The organism is Cloacibacterium caeni (genome assembly GCF_907163125.1).
GTDB lineage: Bacteria > Bacteroidota > Bacteroidia > Flavobacteriales > Weeksellaceae > Cloacibacterium > Cloacibacterium caeni_B.
Genome location: NZ_OU015319.1, coordinates 2,359,550 through 2,376,724, shown reverse-complemented (window position 1 = coordinate 2,376,724; position 17,175 = coordinate 2,359,550). Strand labels below are relative to the sequence as shown.

The following is a 17,175-nucleotide window of genomic DNA, read 5'->3' as shown; positions in this document are numbered from 1 at the left end:
GGAAGCTGGATGCTTGATGTTAAAAAAATGGAAAATATTTTTGTTAAAACATCCATCACCCAACATCTAACATCCAACAAAAAATGTTACTTTTATCAAAATTTTTCAAGGAAATGGTTTTAAGCAGAATTTGGAGCGCATTTATTATTGTAGCCATTGTAGTGGCAAGTGTTAAATATTTATTTAGCGATAACTACAAAGCAATTTATAATGATTTGGTGGTAGGAAAAAGTGGAGACACGGTTCAGATTGCTAAAGTTCCTGTTCAAAAACTTTCTGCGGAAATTCAGAAATCTTTAACCGAAAACTCAGAAACAGAAATTGCGAGAATTAATTACAAAAAAGATTCTACCAATCAAGTGGCTGTTTATAGAGTTCAAAAAGCGGATGGTGTAATCTCTACCAGTAAAACTGCAGTAGAAATTTCTTTGGGATTGATAGGAATTATGACGCTTTTCATGGGTTTTATGAGCATCGCCGAAAAAGCAGGTGGTATCAATTTCCTTTCGAGAATGATTCAACCATTTTTCTCGAAATTATTCCCCGAAATTCCTAAAAATCATCCTTCTTTCGGTCACATGACGCTTAATTTCGCAGCGAATTTATTAGGATTGGATAATGCTGCAACGCCTTTTGGTTTAAAAGCTATGGAAAGTTTACAAACCTTAAATCCAGATAAAGACAGAGCTTCTAATGCACAAATTATGTTTCTGTGTCTTCATGCAAGTGGATTAACGCTGATTCCGGTTTCTATTATTGCGATTAGAGCTTCCATGAATTCTGCAACGCCAACTGATATTTTCTTGCCGACTTTAATTGCGACTTTCTGTGCAACGATGGCGGCGATGATTATTGTTTCCATCAAACAAAAAATAAATCTTTTTCAGCCTACACTTTTGGCTTTCGTAGGTGGAATTTCGGCACTCATTGCCTTGTTGGTTTGGTTTTTAGTAAGATTGAGCAAAGAAGAATTAGATGATGTGAGTAAACTCATCAGCAACGGAATGATTCTCTTGATTTTCTTTGCAATTATCACAGGAGCCGTTTACAAAAAAATAAATGTTTTCGATGCGTTTATAGACGGTGCAAAAGAAGGTTTCAATGTCTGCGTAAAGATTATTCCGTATTTGGTAGGAATGCTGATTGCGATTTCTCTTTTGAGAACTTCTGGTGTTTTTGATGTGATTATAGACGGAATGAAGTGGTTTGCCCAAATTGCCAATTTAGACACCCGATTTGTTGACGGTTTACCAACGGCTTTAATCAAACCACTTTCTGGTTCTGGAGCAAGAGGAATGATGGTAGATACGATGACTACTTTCGGAGTAGATTCTTTTCCAGCGAGACTTTCTGGGATTCTGCAAGGAAGTTCTGATACTACTTTTTATGTGATTGCAGTGTATTTTGGAGCGGTAGGAATTAAGAACACGCGTTATACAGTTGGTGCGATGTTGTTGGCAGATTTAGTGGGAATTGTTACTTCTATTTTAATGGCGTATTTGTTTTTTGGGTAGTATTTTTTCTAAATAAATGAACAAGAGAAGCAGAAATGCTTCTTTTTTTGTAACAAAAAACTCCATTCTTCGTCTAATTAAGAAACTTTTCATCCTATGAAAAAAATATTTTCACTCGTATTGTTATCAGCATTTTCTTTAGGGTTTTCTCAGAAGAAATGGAGTTTACAAGAATGTGTAGATTATGCTGTTAAAAATAATTTACAAGTTATTAGCAATCAATATAATGCAGATATTCAGACTAAAAATCTAGAAATTTCTAAAAGAGATAAATTGCCTTCAGTTTCGGGTAGTTTTAACAATAATATGAGCTTTGGAACTACGCAAGGTTTCCAAGGAAGTATCGGTAGAAATGATAATTTCAATAATAGCGCTTCAGTAGGGGCAAATATGCAGTTGTACAATAACGGAAGATTGAAGAAATCTGCCGAAAAATCTCAATATGATTTAGAAGCGAGTTTGTTAGATGCAGAACGTGTAAAAAATGATATTTCACTCCAGATTGCACAGCAATATTTACAAGTTTTACTGAATAAGGAAGTAAAGAAAATCTCTGATGAAGCCGTAGCAAATGCCGAAAAAGTATTAAGCAGAGCGAAAATTACTACAGAAGTAGGAACTACACCAAAAACAGTAGAAGCAGAAGCAACTGCAGGTTTAGCAAGAGAAAAACAGCGCCAAAAATCTGCTGAAATAGATATTCAGCGTTCTCTTTTTTCATTGGCGATGTTATTGCAACTAAAAGATTATCAGAATTTTGATGTGCAAGAAGTTCCTTTGCCAAATTCTTTGGAAGCACCATTGAATTCTACCGAAAATATTGTGGAAAAAGCCTTCGAAAATCAACCGCAAGTAAAAGCTGCTGAAACCAGAATTCTTTCTGCTCAGAAACAAACCGAAATCGCAAAAACTGCTTTTTATCCTTCTGTTTCAGCATTTGCAGGATTAAGCACATTTTATTTCTATAAAGTTTCGCCTACACTTAATCCAACTACAGGACAGGAAATAGATGTAGAGTATGACAGTTTTTTTAAGCAATACAAAGACAATTTTGGACAAAATATAGGTGTTTCTGCAAACATTCCCATCTTTAACAAAGGGATTACCAAATTACAAGTAGAACAGGCTAAAATTTCTGAAAGCATTGCTAAAAACACTTTAGAACAACAAAAAGTAGAAGTTCAGCAAAATGTTCAGCGTGCTTATTTTGATGCCAATGCTAATTATGAAAACTATCTGGCTGCTTTAGAAGCAGAAAAATCGACCAAGTTAGCATTAGAATTTGCCGAGAAAAGTTATGAAGCAGGTAGAGCTACCATTTATGACTTGAACAATGCAAGAAACAATTACATCAATGCGCAAGGTTCTGTTTCTCAAGCGAAATACAATTTTATTTTTAGCACGAAACTGTTGAATTTCTATGCAGGGATTCCGCTTTCGTTGTAATTCCGTGTTACGAGTTTCGAGATGCGAGTTTTTAGGATAGCAAAGTTTGATTAAATTGTTTATTTTAGCATAAAGTAACTCGCAACGAGTATCTCGGACCTCGTATCAAAATAATGTCAATAAAAGTTTTAGAGCAATTTTTACCAGAGAACGCGCTTCCTTATCTCAAAATTTGGTTTGGGAGTTATCCTTGTCATCTGAAAATTACTAAAAACAGAAACAGCAAACTGGGAGATTACCGAAAATTGCCAGATAAATCTCACCAAATTACCGTCAATGGAACACTAGAGCCACAATTGTTTTTCTTTGTGCTTACGCATGAATTGGCGCATTTGATTGCTTTTGAAAAATATGGCAGGAGAATTTCGCCTCATGGTGCAGAATGGAAGCAGACTTTTAGAGAAATGTTGTTGGAAAGTTTGACCGTTTATGCAGAAGATTTACGTCCCATTATTCAGAAATTTTCAAAATCTCCGAAAGCTAATTTTATGGCTTCTCCTGAATTAGTGAAATATTTTCATGTGCCAGAGGAAGATGAGTTATTATATCTAGAAAGCCTTATCGTTGGGGATGTTTTTGTCCTTAAAAATAAAGTTTTCGTAATTGAAGAAACAACAAAAAAGCGCTATCTTTGCCGTAATTTAAAATCTGGGCTAAAATATAAGGTAAATACATTAGCTCAGGTAAGAAAAATCGATGATCAATATGAAAAACAGTAACTACTGCGTAATCATGGCAGGTGGAATTGGCAGCAGATTTTGGCCAATGTCTACTCAGAAATTTCCGAAGCAGTTTCAAGATATTTTAGGAACGGGAAGAACCATGATTCAGCAAACTTTTGACCGAATAAAGCAAATCGTTCCTACAGAAAATATATATGTAATCACCAATCAAGAGTACGTAGAATTATCTCACCATCAGTTGCCAGAGATTCCTCTAGAAAATATTGTTGGCGAGCCTGTAATGAAAAACACAGCAGCGTGTAACATCTACATGGTTAATAAAATTGCAGATAGAGATCCTGATGCAAACGTAATTGTTTTACCAGCAGATCATTTAATTATAAAGGAGAAAACTTTTTTAGAAAAAGTAGAATTAGCTTTTAATTTAGCGAGCAAGCATGACTACCTTATCACGCTAGGAATTACACCCACTCGTCCTGATACAGGATATGGTTACATACAATTTATCGAGAAAAAAGAGGAAGAAGTTTTTAAAGTAAAAACTTTTACCGAAAAACCTAGTTTAGAAATCGCTAAAGCTTTTTTAGAAAGTGGAGATTTCCTTTGGAATGCAGGAATTTTTGTATGGAATGTTAAATCAATTCATAAAGCGTTTCAAGAGTTTTTACCAGAAATGACACATGAATTTGATACTTGCGAATATAATAGTGATCAGGAAACTGTTTGTATAGAAACTATTTATCCAAAAGTAGAAAAAATCTCTATAGACAATGGAATTTTAGAAAAAGCAAAAAACGTTTACGTAATTCCTGCAGATTTAGGTTGGAGTGATTTAGGAACTTGGACTTCTGTCTACGAAAACGCTGAAAAAGATGAGAATAATAATGCGGTAAAATCTAAGCACGTTCTTACCTATAATTCTAAAGGAAACATCATCAGACTTAGAAATAATAATAAAGCAGCTATTATAGACGGTTTAGAAAACTATATCGTGGTAGATACAGAGAAAGCTCTCCTGATTTGCCCAATTAGCAATGACCAGTTGATTAAGGACTACGTTTTAGACTTGAAAAATTTTAAAAAAGGAGAAAAATTCATGTAATTTTTATTCTTTAACTTTATAAAAACAAAAAGAGAAACTTATGCTAAAGTTTCTCTTTTTTCGTCTATTATAATCAGTTCAAAACCGAAAGTTTCGTCTTCACTTTTTACGGTTTTAATTTGCTGAGTTAATGCTAGCAGTTGCTCTACAAAAAAACTGGTCTCAAAAAACTGACGGTGAATCGTAGGTAATAATTGCATAAAATAATCACGCCCCACTTTATTATTATGCAAATCCATTTTTCGTTGTAGAGGCTCATTGGGAAATAAATCTTCGTGCATTTGTGTGATTTTTTCAGTCCAAATTAGCGCTTTTTTCGGGGAAGAAACCTTACAGCAATACATCATAATCAAACTGTTCCAAAGTGCGTGTCTGAAAGCATTTCCTGTACCGTGTAAACCATGTGTTTTGGGGAACAATTTTTCAGAAATTCTGTACGTTTTATAAGTTGCAAAAAAGGTTAAAATAGAGAAAATAGGATGACTAAACCCAATAAGAAATAATTTCAAAAGGTTTTTTAAACTTAGGCTTTTTAAGATATTAAAAACAAGTTTAGGCGTCATTCTAAGAGATTTTTCTAAGGATTAGTAAGTGTTTTTTTGAAAATGTTTCAAACAAAAATCGTAAAACAATTAAGTTTTACGATTTAAAATTATCTCAGAGAATAAATATTCTATTTATTCATCAATAGTTTCACTGTTTTAGAAACCGTTTCTTTAATTTCAGTTCTTTTTACAATAAAATCTACAAATCCTTTTTCCTGAATAAATTCAGATGTTTGGAAACCTTCTGGTAAATCTCTACCAATGGTTTCTCTAATTACTCTAGGACCTGCAAAACCAATTAAAGCGCCAGGTTCTGCCATGATTACATCTGCAGTCATTGCAAAAGATGCGGTAATTCCACCAAAAGTTGGGTCGCATAAATAAGCAATGTAAGGCAATTTTTTATCAGAAAGTTGAGCCAACTTAGACTGTACTTTTGCTAATTGCATCAGAGAATAAGCCGCTTCTTGCATTCTAGCACCACCAGATTGGCAGATAATCATGTAAGGAAGTTGATGTTCTATACAATAATCTACAGCTCTTCTGATTTTTTCGCCCATTACAGAACCAAGTGAACCCCCGATAAACGCAAAATCCATACAAGAAATCACCATGTCTACACCATTTACGCTTCCTCTTGCATTTCTGATGGAATCTTTAAGTTTTGTTTTAGATTTTACTTCTTTTAATCGGTCTGTATATGCTTTTGTATCTTTAAATTTAAGCATATCTACACTTTCTACATCGGGATGTAATTCTGTGAATTTCCCTTCGTCAAAAAGTATATCGTAGAACTCTGCGCTTCCTATTCTCACGTGGAAACCGTCTTCTGGAGAAACGTAATTATTTCTCTTAAGCTCGTCATGTTCTACAATCTTACCAGAAGGAGTTTGATGCCAAAGACCTTTTGGAACGTCTTTTTTCTCTTCGGTTCCTGTGGTAATATTTTTTTTCTTTCTTTTAAACCAATCAAAAGCCATAGTTATTTATTTAAGGTTAAAATTGAGGTTTCGAATTTAGTGAAATCTTTGATTTTAGCCTAATGTATTTACGTTATTTAAATCTTCAAAGGCTTTTACCAATCTATTTACGAAAGTTTCTTCTCCTTTTCTAATCCAAACTCTTGGGTCATAGAATTTTTTGTTTGGTTTTTCTTCACCTTCTGGATTACCAATTTGAGTTCTTAAATATTCGATGTTAGAATTCATGTAATCTCTAATTCCTTCTGTGTAAGCAAACTGAAGGTCTGTATCGATATTCATTTTGATAACACCATAAGAAATCGCTTCTCTAATTTCTTCTAATGTAGAACCAGAACCACCGTGGAATACGAAATTTACTGGTTTTTCAGAAGTTCCGAATTTTTCTTGTACATATTTTTGAGAATTGTCTAAGATTTTCGGAGTTAATTTCACGTTTCCTGGTTTGTAAACACCGTGAACGTTACCAAAAGCTGCAGCAATAGTAAATTCTGGAGAAATCGCTTTTAATCTTTCATAAGCATATGCTACTTCGTCTGGCTGAGTGTACAATTTAGAAGAATCTACATCTGAGTTATCTACACCATCTTCTTCGCCACCAGTTACACCTAATTCTATTTCTAGAGTCATGCCCATTTTAGCCATTCTTTCGAAATATTTAGTAGAAATGTCTAAATTTTCTTCAATTGGTTCTTCTGATAAATCTAGCATGTGAGAAGAGAACAATGACTTACCAAAAGCTTTGTAGTGCTCTTCGCTTGCGTCTAATAACCCATCAATCCAAGGAAGTAATTTTTTAGCACAGTGGTCTGTGTGAAGAATTACGGTAGCTCCATAAGCTTCTGCAAGGGTATGAATATGTCTAGCTCCTGCAATTCCTCCTAGGATTGCAGATTTTTGATTTTCAGTACTAAGGCTTTTTCCTGCGTTAAATGCAGCTCCTCCGTTTGAAAACTGAATAATTACTGGAGCGTTTAATTTAACTGCTGTTTCCATAGTAGCGTTTATGTTGCTAGAACCTACTACGTTTACTGCAGGAAGTGCGTAATTATTTTCTTTTGCGTGTGCAAAAATTTCTGATACTAATGAACCTGTGGCAACACCTGCCGGAAATTTTCTGCTCATTTTTCTTTTGTTTTATTATTGATTGTTAAATGTAAATTTCGAAATGTAAATTTAGTGAATTTTATGCTATTAATACTAATTTCTTTTGTCTTTGCCCCACAGCAATTTCTGCCTTAAAGTTTTGAAAAAGCTCAAGTCTTTTGGGTGCATTAAGATCAGTTGGAAGTCGGCTTTTTTTACCGTAATCACATCATCATTTTTCATGTGATAGAGTCTAGAATCTAGAGAAAGAGAATATTGTGGCACTCTGCTTTCAACTTTTAAGGTAATTTCTATATCGTCTCTTAAAACAATTGGTCTCACGTTAAGGTTGTGAGGCGCAATTGGCGTAAGCGAAAGAATTCCGTTTCCTGGTGAAATAATAGGGCCACCACAACTCAGTGAGTACGCTGTAGAACCAGTAGGTGTAGAAATAATTAAACCATCTCCCCAATAATACGTAAGAAATTGCTCATTAATGTGCGTTTCTATGGTAATCATAGAAGTGGTTTCGTTTCTAGAAACGCTCAAATCATTTAGTGCATAAGGGAAATCAATAGGAGTACCAGAAGAAGTAACGTGCAAAACGCTTCTTTTGCTCAAATTCATTTCTTTGGTGATGATTTCGTCTATGTGACTGAAGATTTCTTCTTTAGAAAAACTTGCCAAAAACCCTAATCTACCCGTGTTTACACCGATGATAGGAATTTCTAATTCTTTGATAAAATTTAAGGCATTTAGAATGGTTCCGTCTCCACCAAAACTGAAGAAAAAATCTATTTTTTCTTGTTTTACATCTTCGTAGTTAGAAAAAGTGGAGAATTCTTTAGAAAATTCTAAATCTTTGAAGAGCTGTTCATATATAATAGCTTTTACACCTCTTTTGTTAAGTTCTGATATAAACTTACTTAAGTATAAAAATGTATCTAAGTCTTTTTTCTGTGAATAAATGGCAGCTTTCAAAATAAATCTTTTTATAAACTCAAAAATACATTAAAATTCTAAATATTTTTGAAAATATTGATATCGGTCTTTGATGAGTTCTTCTTTTTCGTCGTTATAAAATTTATGAACTACGTGATAACCAAATCGGTCGAAGGTTTCGTCTATGGAGCTTAAATTATCATGATTAATTTTCATGGTAACTTGTATTACATCATCATTTACATGACTGATGAACGCTCCGTAAAATTTAGAATTGTTGCTTTCTACAATTTTGGCAATTTCGGTCATCGAAAACGATTTTAAGTTGGTTTCTACCGTTAAAACCGCTCCGTTTTCAGAAAATAAAGGATATTTCGACAGTTCATTAAAAACATCATCGTAAGCAATGTATCCTAGATATTCTTCATTTTTATTGATAATAGGAATAATATTAGCATTAAAAGTATAGAATAATTTTACAGTATCTAATACGGTTCCGCCTTCTAAAATGGCAAAACGTTCGATGTGAATAAGGAGTTCTTCTAAATTTTTATCTGGATTTTCTTCCAAAAATTCTTTGCAGATTCCTCCCAAAAAAAGATTGTTTTTTTGCACAAAAACATGGGTGAAACCAAATTCTGAGGCTATTTCTAATGCTTCTTCTGCAGATGAATCAACTTCAAAAGCGGGAAAATCTTTGGATATGTATTCAGAAATTAACATGTTGCAAAGGTAATTAATTCTTATCAATCAGCTAAATGACGGAAATCATAAAAAATTTTCAAACATTTTTGAATTTTATTGAAAAAAAATTTTATCTTTGTCACCTTTCATTTTTACTTTTTATTAGATTTATTTCAAACTGCATTGCTTCCTAAGGGGTTATGCAGTTTTTTTATGTAAAAATGCTAGCTTTTTTTCTTTCTTAGAAAAATTAATCCTCCCAGAATAATTGCACCGCCTATTCCTTGTAAAAAAGTAAAACTTTCTCCGTCTATTATTCCCCAAGCTACCGCTACAATTGGCATTAATAAAGTTACGGTAGACGCAAATAGCGGATTAGAAACACTCATTAATCGATATTGTAACATCATAGCCAATCCAGTTCCGAAGATGGATAAAGTCGCTACAAATCCTAATCCTATCATGTTTTCTCTTGTAAAAGAAAACTCGTGGAAGAAATTTGAGAAATATAAAGCCAATAAAGACGGTAAAAACAAGACGTAGAAAAAGACAAATGAGGACAAGAGTTTCGCGGGAATATGCGTGAGTTTTGCGCCAACTGTAGTCACGCTTACAGCGTACAAGAAAGCAGCAAAAAGCAATAATCCTATGTAAAATAAGAGTTCTGTATTATTATCATGTCCCGAATTCATCAATAAAATCACTCCAAAAAAACTGATGACAATTCCCAAAATTTGTCGAGGAGTGGTTTTGGTTTTCCAAAATGCTGCACCTACGATAATCACAAAAAGCGGCATCGTAGAATTGATAATTCCTGCAATACTGCTGCTGACTTTGGTTTCCGCAATAGGAAATAAGAACATAGGAATAAAATTTCCACAAAGTGCTGCAATAATGAGCCATTTTAGATGTGATTTAGGAAATTTTTTGATGTTCAATAAAGCAATCGGCGAGAGTAAAACCCCAGAAATAAGAACTCTAAGCGCTCCTACTTGATATGGATTAAAGTGTTCCAGCGATTTTTTTATCAAAATAAAAGAAGAGCCCCAAATCAAAGAGAGCAATATTAATAAAATCCATTTTTCTTTTTCAGGGTTCATATTTTTTTTATTTTTTGGGCGCCAATTTCCTCGTTCCGCTCTCGCTTTTTTAAAATTTGTTAATTTTAAAAAGAGCTCCGCTCAACTCGGGGCGCAATTTCTTTATCATTTTACGTTCTCGTCTGAGAAATTTTGTTTTAAAATTTTTAGAAACTCCCTTTTAGGAATTTCTTTAGCACCTAAAGAAGCTAAATGTTCTGTGTGAACTTGGCAATCAATCAGCTCATACTGATTTTTGTATTTTTCTACAAAATAAATAAAACCCGCTTTACTTGCATTGCTCACTTTGGCAAACATACTTTCTCCACAGAAGACATGACCTAAATCTACTCCATATAAACCTCCCACCAATTCATCATTTTCCCAAACTTCTATGCTTTTGGCTTTCCCAAAACGATGCAGATTGCTATAAGCTTTTATCATTTCATCGGTAATCCATGTTCCGTCTTGTCCTTTTCTTTCTGCGGCTTGGCAGTTTTTCATCACTTCTTCGAAACATTTGTTTTCGGTAAAAGTAAATTTTCCTTCTCGCAGAATTTTCTTCATGGATTTAGAAATTTTCAAATCTTCTGGAAATAATACGAATCTAGGATCGGGACACCACCACAAAATATCATCTTCAGGATTAAACCACGGAAAAATCCCGTTCTGATAAGCAAACCAGATTCTTTCTGGAGATAAATCTCCGCCCATTGCCAATAATCCTCCGTCAAAATCATACAAAGCAGGGTCTGGAAAAGCAATTTCTTCGGAATCTAGTAGAAACATATCTTATTTTAAAAACGAAATCCCACTTGTTAAAGTAGGATTTCAAATGTATAAAATTTCTATTGTTTTAGAAAGGTAAATCGTCATCACCTTCGTCTGCGAAAGGATTTTCGTTTGTTGTAGCTGGAGTAGCCGTTGCAGATGGAGCAGCATAAGTAGGTTGTGCACCGTTATCTGCTACTTTTTCTAATCTCCAAGCCGTAATAGAGTTGAAATATTTTACTTCACCTTGTGGGTTAGTCCACTCTCTACCTCTAATATTGATTCCTAATTTTACAGTTTCGCCTTCAGAAACATTATCTAATAAATTAATTTTATCTGATAAAAATTCTATTGAAATAGGCTGAGGATATTGTTCCTGAGTCAATAAAACCATTTCTCTTTTTTGAAAACCACTTGCAAAAGTCTGGGTATCAAATATTTTCTTAACCGTTCCTTGTAATTCCATATCTATTAATCTTAAAGTTGTAAAAGTAATAAAAAGAGAAAGAAAAATCTAATTTCTAAGTTTTTTTTTAAAAAAATAAAAATTTTCAAAAAAAAGTTGTGAACATTAGGAAAAAGTTTCTATATTTGCACTCACAAAAAACGAACAAAGTTCTTTAAATACTAGCGGATGTGGTGTAATTGGTAGCCACGCCAGACTTAGGATCTGGTGCCGAGAGGCGTGGGGGTTCGAGTCCCTTCATCCGCACACGAAATAGAAATGCGAAAATAGCTCAGCTGGTAGAGCACAACCTTGCCAAGGTTGGGGTCGCGGGTTCGAATCCCGTTTTTCGCTCTCCATTTTGCCCTGGTGGTGGAACTGGTAGACACGCAGGACTTAAAATCCTGTGTCCGCAAGGACGTACGGGTTCAAGTCCCGTCTGGGGTACAAAAAACGCTGTTAATCATTTGATTTTCAGCGTTTTTTATTTTAAAGGGGGAACAAAAGGGGGAACACTTTAATTCTTTACTATTTTATAGAACCATAATCTTATAACTACACTGCAAGAACATCTATTTTTCTAAAATCAAAAATAATCACTGATTATTGAACGAGATATTGGAAAAGCTGTTCTGTATAGTTCTAAAATAACGATACAAGTTATTTAATATATCTCATCTTAATTATATCAATAATTACTTTAAAATTTCTAATTTCTTTTCTTTTGACAGACTCTTAATAAAAGAAAATTTAGAGATTCTTTAATGCATATAATTTTTGATAAAAAAAACAGAAAACTGTATTTTCTAATACATTGATTTTATTACATTTGTATAAAACAAATAAACGGAGACTCAAAATCTATAAACAATTACATCTACAATTAAAATTTGCAGCAATAGTTATCGGATTACAACCTATAATGTGCTTTTGCGAAGTTTTCACAGGAAGCAAAGCTTCCTGTGAAAACTTCGCAAAGCCGCCGAGTCGTTAGCGGCAATTATATCGCGAAACTACAAAACCATCACTAAACAATGAGTTACACTTTTAAGAATACTGAAATAAATAATGAAAAAGCATCAGTTTTTGAAACAAAATCATTGTTGTATCTAATTGGAAAAAGTAGTAGTAAAAAAGAAATTGAATATATCACTTTTGATTGTTTCAATGATGTTAGTGGAATAGATAAAAAAGGACAAAATATTTGGGATATTCAATCTAAAAATGAAGGAAATCTTAATCCCAAAAAAATTGGACAATATTTTTTCACTCTATTCGATAATTCAATCTCAAAGTTGAATTTTAAAGAGTTTATTTTTTTCACTCGTCAACTAAAAGATGATTACAAAATTGACAAATCTTTAAAGGTGTATGGATTTGATAATTTCGAGACAAAAACAAAAGAGAGAATAAAAAACGGATTAATTGAAGAGATTCAACGAGTAAAAGGAAAAATTAAGGATTACACTTATGAAATTACAAAATTCTTAGATAATGTTTTAATCGTAGAAGATGATACTACAGAACAAGAATATCTAAAGCTAATAACTAAGTTCAAAAACAAATCTCTAAAAACGGATGACTTTTATTCAACGGTTTTTAAAGAATTAAGAGACATTCAATCTTCCAAAAAAAATTCGTTAATTGAAAATGAAACAATTTCCAACGTTTTAGATGTCATAAATTTCAATCGGCATTTAAAAATTCTTGATATTGAAACATTTGTTATTTGTCGTATAATTGGCGTAGAAATTTTTAACTATAAAAGTATTCCTTTTGGATTTTTTGACTACGTTAAAAACTTGTCTCGTGATGACAGAGAGGATCTAATTCAAGAATGTAACTCTAATCTAACAAGATGTCTATTCAACAAGACAAGTAACAAAGAATTTTGGAGAGTTTGTGAAACAATTATAGATTATTTAGATACAACATTTTCAGATGATGTTGAACATATTTATACAACTAAATTCAATTCATATACTCCAAAATATAACTATTTAAAAGAAATGACTATCAAATATCTAATCGCATTAATAATAGAAGGCTTCAAATGATAATAAAGAAAATTGCAATAGGAAATAGTTCAGAAGCTTTCATTGAAGAAAGGTTTCAGAATAAAACGAACATAATCTTTAGTGATGACAACAATAAGGGTAAAACAATTCTTATGCAAAGTATTGTTTATTCCATTGGATATGATTCTATTTGGCCAGTAGGATTTAACCCAAAACAATACTATTTCTATTCTAAAATCTCATTTAATGATATAGATTACGAGTTTCTTAGACACAATAATTCGATTATTGTTATTGGGAACAATCAAAACTACATATTTAATAGTATTGCAGAATTTAAATACTTCATTTCAAAAGAGGTAAATGAAATACCATATATTCCTAAAGATGGACAATTGAAAATTTCTGATTTAAGTCTATTTTATGAATTATTCTTTTTAGGTCAAGATAAAAGAAACACCTCAAACATAATCGTAAAGTCTTTTAATAACAAGGTAGACTTTTTAAATATGATATTCTCGCTTCAAGGAATTTCGAATATCGTTTTCGACGAGAACCTTGATATCGAAGACTTGAAGACAAACAAAGCAGAATTAGAAGAAAAAATAAAAATTGAAAGAAAAAAAATTCAAATTCTTAAAAAGAATCCCAAAATAGCTAACTATGTCAGCAGTTTGGCTAATAATGAAGATTTTGAACGTATTAAGAATCGATTAAAGGAATTACATAACTCAATCACAGAATTACGTAAACAACGCAACAGAGAAGAAAACAGAAAAATCAAACTAGATTTTCTTATTAGTGAGTTAATTTCTTTAAATAGAAATCTAAAGGAAGGAAAAGTAAAATGCTCTGATTGTGGTAGTTCTAATATTACATTTACAAATGATGATTTCGAATTTGACGTAAGTAACCAATATGTCAGAAATAGTATAATTGCTTCAATCAAAGAAAACATAAAATTAAAAGAAGAAGTAATAAAGGAATTAGACCAAATTATAGAAAGGGAACAAATTGAAATTAATAAGCTTTTAGAAACGCCTAGTCCTGACTTCAGTAATTATGTCTTATTCGAGTCGGAGATTCGAGATTCAAGTCAAATTGATAATTCAGTTGCAGTCTTAAGAAGCGAATTAATAGAAATTGATAATCAAATAAAAGCAATAAATAACGGTGTTGAACAGAATAAACTCAAACAGCAAGAATTAATAGAGAAAATTATAGCTGAAATTACTCGGTTATATAGAATTATTGATCCTAATGGAACGATGACAGTTAATGGGCTTTTCACTAAGTCTAACGAAACATTTTCAGGTAGTGAAGAACAAGAATTTTATTTTTGTAAAATCGTTGCATTAAATAATATTTTGACACACAATTACCCAATTATCATAGATTCTTTTAGAGAAGGAGAGTTATCTACTGCAAAAGAAGAAAAAATGATTGAAGAGTTTGTGAAATTAAACAAACAAGTAATTTTAACATCAACACTAAAAAGAGAAGAATATTCCACTGATAAGTATTTGTCGTTTAAAGAAGTAAACACACTCGACTATTCCAAATTGGTAGATAGTAAATTATTACAGGAAAAACATCTTGAGGACTTTTTAAAGATATTAGAGAAATTCCCAATAACAATATAACAATAACTGCCGATAATAACTAAGTTTTCGTCTTGTCCGAAGGACACGAGATGAAAACCCTGTTGAGCGGAACCTTCGGGAGCTTTTAACAGTTTTTTCAAACACTATGGGTTTATCGTAAAGTTTTTAGAAGATATTTCAAGAGAACAGGACGTTCTCTTTTTTTTAGGAATTCGTTTTTGGCGAACTTTGTCGGTTTTATCGTGTTTTCCTTCACGTTGGGACATAATTTCCCTTACCCAAAAATCTATTTTTTAGGCGTTGGCTGGCTTTGGTTCATCTCCAAAAACCATTGTGGTGGTCCCCTCAAATCAAACATTGCAATGGTGACTAAATTCCCTGTTTTACAACAACTGCATTTCGGTTGAAATGGCTTGGGTAAAGGTTTTTCTTTCGATTGGATGCCTAATTTTTGTTGCAGATTTTTAAGCTTAATTCGTTTCCAAGTGCTGCTCAAAAAACCATAATGACGGATTTTTACAAATCTTTTGGGCAAAATATGCATCGCAAACCTTCGGATAAACTCTTCATGGCTTAAAACCATCTGCTTTTTGATGCCTTTTTGACGGTAATCTTTGTAATCGAACGTTACTGTTTTATCATCAATTCCCCTAATTCTACCATTGCTGATGGCGATTTTGTGGGTGTATCTGCCCAAATATTCCACCACAGATTTTGGGCTTCCAAATGGCTTTTTGGCGTAAATTACCCAAGGTTTTTCCCACAGACTTTGTCTGTTTTTTTCGTATTCATTTTCTTGATTTTCATTGAATTTATCCTTTAAATTAGCTTTCAGTTTCTCACAAAATTTAGCTCTAAAAACCTTGCTCAAAGCCTTTACAGGAAACAAAAATTTACCGTTATTTCTGATGTTTTTCCAAGCTCCGTTTTCATCCACTCCACCACCTGGAACAATGCAGTGCAAATGCGGATGAAGACTCAAATTCTGCCCCCAAGTGTGCAAAACAGCAATCATTCCCATTTGGAGATTTTTGTTTTTGCCAAACGTTTGAAGCGTTTCCCAAGCCGATTCAAATAAAATATCGTACAGCATTTTTGGTTGTTGCAATACTAATGAATTTAAAGTATCAGGAATAGTGAAAACCACGTGAAAATAAGGTACAGGAAGTAGTTCGTTTTCCCGATTCTCAATCCATTTTTCACGCTTTCTGCCCTGACATTTTGGGCAATGACGGTTTCGGCAGGAGTTGTAGCTGATGCTGATATTTCCGCATTCGTCGCAAGCGTCAATATGACCACCCAAAGCCGAAGTACGGCACTTTTTCAACGCTGAAAGTGTTCTTAATTGCCAAGAATTAAGTCCTAAATCTTCCAATTTTGAACCTAATTTGTTTAAAACATCGGCGACTTCGTATTGAGGTTGAGATTGAGATTGAGTTGGCTGTTTTTTTATGGTTTTAAAACCTCTCATTTCTTCCCAAATTCTGAAAAAAGGGTATCGAGCGGTGAAAAGAGTTTGTGGGTGGAAAGCTGGGCAATTTGAAGGTAAATCAACGTCGTGTCAATACTTTCGTGACCCAAGAGATTTTTGATGCTCAAAATATCCATCCCATCTTCCAGAAGATGCGTCGCAAAACTGTGACGAAGCGTATGAACACTCACTTCTTTCAATATTTTTGCCGTTTTTGATGCCTGTTTTACCGCCCATTGAACGCCCCGTTGCGAATTTCTGGAATCGAATTCACCTCCCGCTCTTCCTTCTCGTGGCATTCCAAAGAGATAATCTTCTGGTTTTTCAGCTTCGATATACTTTTTGAGTCCCCGAATCAAATGCTCCGAAAGTGGCAAATAACGGTCTTTTTTACCTTTTCCCTGAACCACTTTCAACTGTTTTCGATCAAAATCTAAGTCGCATAAACGGAGATTTCTGACTTCCATACAGCGCAATCCGCAGCCGTAAAGAATCCCGATTAAAATTTTATGTTTCAGAAGTTTACATCCTGAAAGCATTTGCCAAACCTCTTGTTTACTAAGAACTACAGGCAGTTTTTTCTCTCTTTTAATTTCTGGAAGATTCAAAAAATCATAGCTCAAACCTTCTGATTTCAGTAGAAATCGAAGTCCGTAAACGGTATGTTTAAAATACGACTGTGAAGGTGATTTTGATTTTTTCTGAAGGTAAAAAAGGTAATCATGAATTTGATCTGAATCCAATTCTGTAGGAATTTTCCCGAAATGAAGCGACACCGACGCGACGTGTCTAGAGTAATTGTTGA

At 33.3% G+C, this 17,175-nt stretch carries 16 protein-coding genes and 3 tRNA genes; 9 read left to right on the top strand and 10 right to left on the bottom strand.

Translation table 11 applies throughout. The features are described from left to right. Positions 1-113: 113 nt before the first annotated feature. The 4 genes from KKQ79_RS11035 (at position 114) to KKQ79_RS11020 (ending at position 4,745) form a co-directional block, all read left to right on the top strand. A complete protein-coding gene (locus KKQ79_RS11035) occupies positions 114-1,514 on the top strand; it encodes a nucleoside recognition domain-containing protein (RefSeq protein ID WP_213190732.1) in 1,401 nt (466 codons plus the stop codon). A gap of 96 nt (positions 1,515-1,610) precedes the next feature. Then, positions 1,611-2,960 (top strand): TolC family protein, encoded by a 1,350-nt coding sequence (locus tag KKQ79_RS11030; protein WP_213190178.1) that lies wholly within the window; start codon positions 1,611-1,613, stop codon positions 2,958-2,960. Positions 2,961-3,073: 113 nt separating this feature from the next. Continuing rightward, positions 3,074-3,679 carry a SprT-like domain-containing protein gene (locus tag KKQ79_RS11025; RefSeq protein ID WP_213190177.1) on the top strand — a complete coding sequence of 202 codons (606 nt, stop codon included), beginning with the start codon at positions 3,074-3,076 and terminating at the stop codon, positions 3,677-3,679. Next, a complete protein-coding gene (locus KKQ79_RS11020; RefSeq protein WP_250131241.1) occupies positions 3,666-4,745 on the top strand; it encodes a mannose-1-phosphate guanylyltransferase in 1,080 nt (359 codons plus the stop codon). Before KKQ79_RS11025 ends, KKQ79_RS11020 begins: the two co-directional genes overlap by 14 nt. A gap of 38 nt (positions 4,746-4,783) precedes the next feature. Here KKQ79_RS11020 and KKQ79_RS11015 read toward each other — a convergent pair whose 3' ends face one another. From KKQ79_RS11015 to KKQ79_RS10980, 8 genes are all read right to left on the bottom strand, one after another. Further along, entirely contained in the window at positions 4,784-5,254 is a 471-nt protein-coding gene (locus KKQ79_RS11015; RefSeq protein ID WP_250131240.1) for a DUF6973 domain-containing protein, read from the bottom strand. 164 nt (positions 5,255-5,418) lie between these two features. Continuing rightward, entirely contained in the window at positions 5,419-6,270 is an 852-nt protein-coding gene (gene accD, locus KKQ79_RS11010; RefSeq protein WP_069799756.1) for an acetyl-CoA carboxylase, carboxyltransferase subunit beta, read from the bottom strand. Between the two features lie 54 nt (positions 6,271-6,324). Then, entirely contained in the window at positions 6,325-7,395 is a 1,071-nt protein-coding gene (gene fbaA / locus KKQ79_RS11005) for a class II fructose-bisphosphate aldolase (RefSeq protein ID WP_213190175.1), read from the bottom strand. 75 nt (positions 7,396-7,470) lie between these two features. Continuing rightward, positions 7,471-8,337 carry an NAD kinase gene (locus KKQ79_RS11000; RefSeq protein ID WP_104793069.1) on the bottom strand — a complete coding sequence of 289 codons (867 nt, stop codon included), beginning with the start codon at positions 8,335-8,337 and terminating at the stop codon, positions 7,471-7,473. A gap of 30 nt (positions 8,338-8,367) precedes the next feature. Next, positions 8,368-9,021 (bottom strand): CBS domain-containing protein, encoded by a 654-nt coding sequence (locus tag KKQ79_RS10995; RefSeq protein ID WP_069799749.1) that lies wholly within the window; start codon positions 9,019-9,021, stop codon positions 8,368-8,370. A gap of 185 nt (positions 9,022-9,206) precedes the next feature. Beyond that, the gene (locus tag KKQ79_RS10990) at positions 9,207-10,082 is read right to left on the bottom strand and encodes a DMT family transporter (protein ID WP_213190174.1); all 876 of its coding nucleotides are present in this window, start codon (positions 10,080-10,082) and stop codon (positions 9,207-9,209) included. A gap of 105 nt (positions 10,083-10,187) precedes the next feature. Beyond that, positions 10,188-10,850, bottom strand: a complete 663-nt coding sequence (gene aat, locus KKQ79_RS10985; protein ID WP_213190173.1) for a leucyl/phenylalanyl-tRNA--protein transferase — start codon at positions 10,848-10,850, stop codon at positions 10,188-10,190. A gap of 67 nt (positions 10,851-10,917) precedes the next feature. Next, a complete protein-coding gene (locus KKQ79_RS10980; RefSeq protein ID WP_213190172.1) occupies positions 10,918-11,298 on the bottom strand; it encodes a DUF3127 domain-containing protein in 381 nt (126 codons plus the stop codon). Positions 11,299-11,462: 164 nt separating this feature from the next. Between KKQ79_RS10980 and KKQ79_RS10975 the strand changes: the two genes are divergently transcribed. The 5 genes from KKQ79_RS10975 (at position 11,463) to KKQ79_RS10955 (ending at position 14,938) form a co-directional block, all read left to right on the top strand. Then, positions 11,463-11,544 (top strand) — tRNA-Leu (locus KKQ79_RS10975). A gap of 14 nt (positions 11,545-11,558) precedes the next feature. Continuing rightward, positions 11,559-11,631, top strand: a tRNA-Gly gene (locus KKQ79_RS10970). Positions 11,632-11,640: 9 nt separating this feature from the next. Continuing rightward, a tRNA-Leu gene (locus KKQ79_RS10965) sits at positions 11,641-11,724 on the top strand. A 587-nt stretch (positions 11,725-12,311) separates the two neighbouring features. Continuing rightward, positions 12,312-13,334: a hypothetical protein gene (locus KKQ79_RS10960; RefSeq protein ID WP_213190171.1), complete on the top strand. Its 1,023-nt coding sequence runs from the start codon at positions 12,312-12,314 to the stop codon at positions 13,332-13,334. Beyond that, positions 13,331-14,938 carry a hypothetical protein gene (locus KKQ79_RS10955; RefSeq protein ID WP_213190170.1) on the top strand — a complete coding sequence of 536 codons (1,608 nt, stop codon included), beginning with the start codon at positions 13,331-13,333 and terminating at the stop codon, positions 14,936-14,938. The genes KKQ79_RS10960 and KKQ79_RS10955 overlap by 4 nt, the downstream gene beginning before the upstream one ends. A 247-nt stretch (positions 14,939-15,185) precedes the next feature. On the opposite strand, the gene KKQ79_RS10950 is transcribed toward KKQ79_RS10955, so the two are convergent. Continuing rightward, the gene (locus KKQ79_RS10950; RefSeq protein ID WP_213190169.1) at positions 15,186-16,370 is read right to left on the bottom strand and encodes an IS91 family transposase; all 1,185 of its coding nucleotides are present in this window, start codon (positions 16,368-16,370) and stop codon (positions 15,186-15,188) included. Continuing rightward, positions 16,367-17,146, bottom strand: a complete 780-nt coding sequence (locus tag KKQ79_RS10945) for a tyrosine-type recombinase/integrase (protein WP_250131239.1) — start codon at positions 17,144-17,146, stop codon at positions 16,367-16,369. The genes KKQ79_RS10950 and KKQ79_RS10945 overlap by 4 nt, the downstream gene beginning before the upstream one ends. Positions 17,147-17,175 lie beyond the last annotated feature (29 nt).

What these genes read in the sequence shown, in the direction of transcription:
- KKQ79_RS11035 (WP_213190732.1), top strand. Translation starts at nt 114, where the DNA reads ATGGTTTTAAGCAGAATTTGGAGCGCATTTATTATTGTAGCCATTGTA.
- KKQ79_RS11030 (WP_213190178.1), top strand. Translation starts at nt 1,611, where the DNA reads ATGAAAAAAATATTTTCACTCGTATTGTTATCAGCATTTTCTTTAGGG.
- KKQ79_RS11025 (WP_213190177.1), top strand. Translation starts at nt 3,074, where the DNA reads ATGTCAATAAAAGTTTTAGAGCAATTTTTACCAGAGAACGCGCTTCCT.
- KKQ79_RS11020 (WP_250131241.1), top strand. Translation starts at nt 3,666, where the DNA reads ATGAAAAACAGTAACTACTGCGTAATCATGGCAGGTGGAATTGGCAGC.
- accD (WP_069799756.1), bottom strand. Translation starts at nt 6,270, where the DNA reads ATGGCTTTTGATTGGTTTAAAAGAAAGAAAAAAAATATTACCACAGGA.
- fbaA (WP_213190175.1), bottom strand. Translation starts at nt 7,395, where the DNA reads ATGAGCAGAAAATTTCCGGCAGGTGTTGCCACAGGTTCATTAGTATCA.
- KKQ79_RS10995 (WP_069799749.1), bottom strand. Translation starts at nt 9,021, where the DNA reads ATGTTAATTTCTGAATACATATCCAAAGATTTTCCCGCTTTTGAAGTT.
- KKQ79_RS10990 (WP_213190174.1), bottom strand. Translation starts at nt 10,082, where the DNA reads ATGAACCCTGAAAAAGAAAAATGGATTTTATTAATATTGCTCTCTTTG.
- aat (WP_213190173.1), bottom strand. Translation starts at nt 10,850, where the DNA reads ATGTTTCTACTAGATTCCGAAGAAATTGCTTTTCCAGACCCTGCTTTG.
- KKQ79_RS10980 (WP_213190172.1), bottom strand. Translation starts at nt 11,298, where the DNA reads ATGGAATTACAAGGAACGGTTAAGAAAATATTTGATACCCAGACTTTT.
- KKQ79_RS10960 (WP_213190171.1), top strand. Translation starts at nt 12,312, where the DNA reads ATGAGTTACACTTTTAAGAATACTGAAATAAATAATGAAAAAGCATCA.
- KKQ79_RS10955 (WP_213190170.1), top strand. Translation starts at nt 13,331, where the DNA reads ATGATAATAAAGAAAATTGCAATAGGAAATAGTTCAGAAGCTTTCATT.
- KKQ79_RS10950 (WP_213190169.1), bottom strand. Translation starts at nt 16,370, where the DNA reads ATGAGAGGTTTTAAAACCATAAAAAAACAGCCAACTCAATCTCAATCT.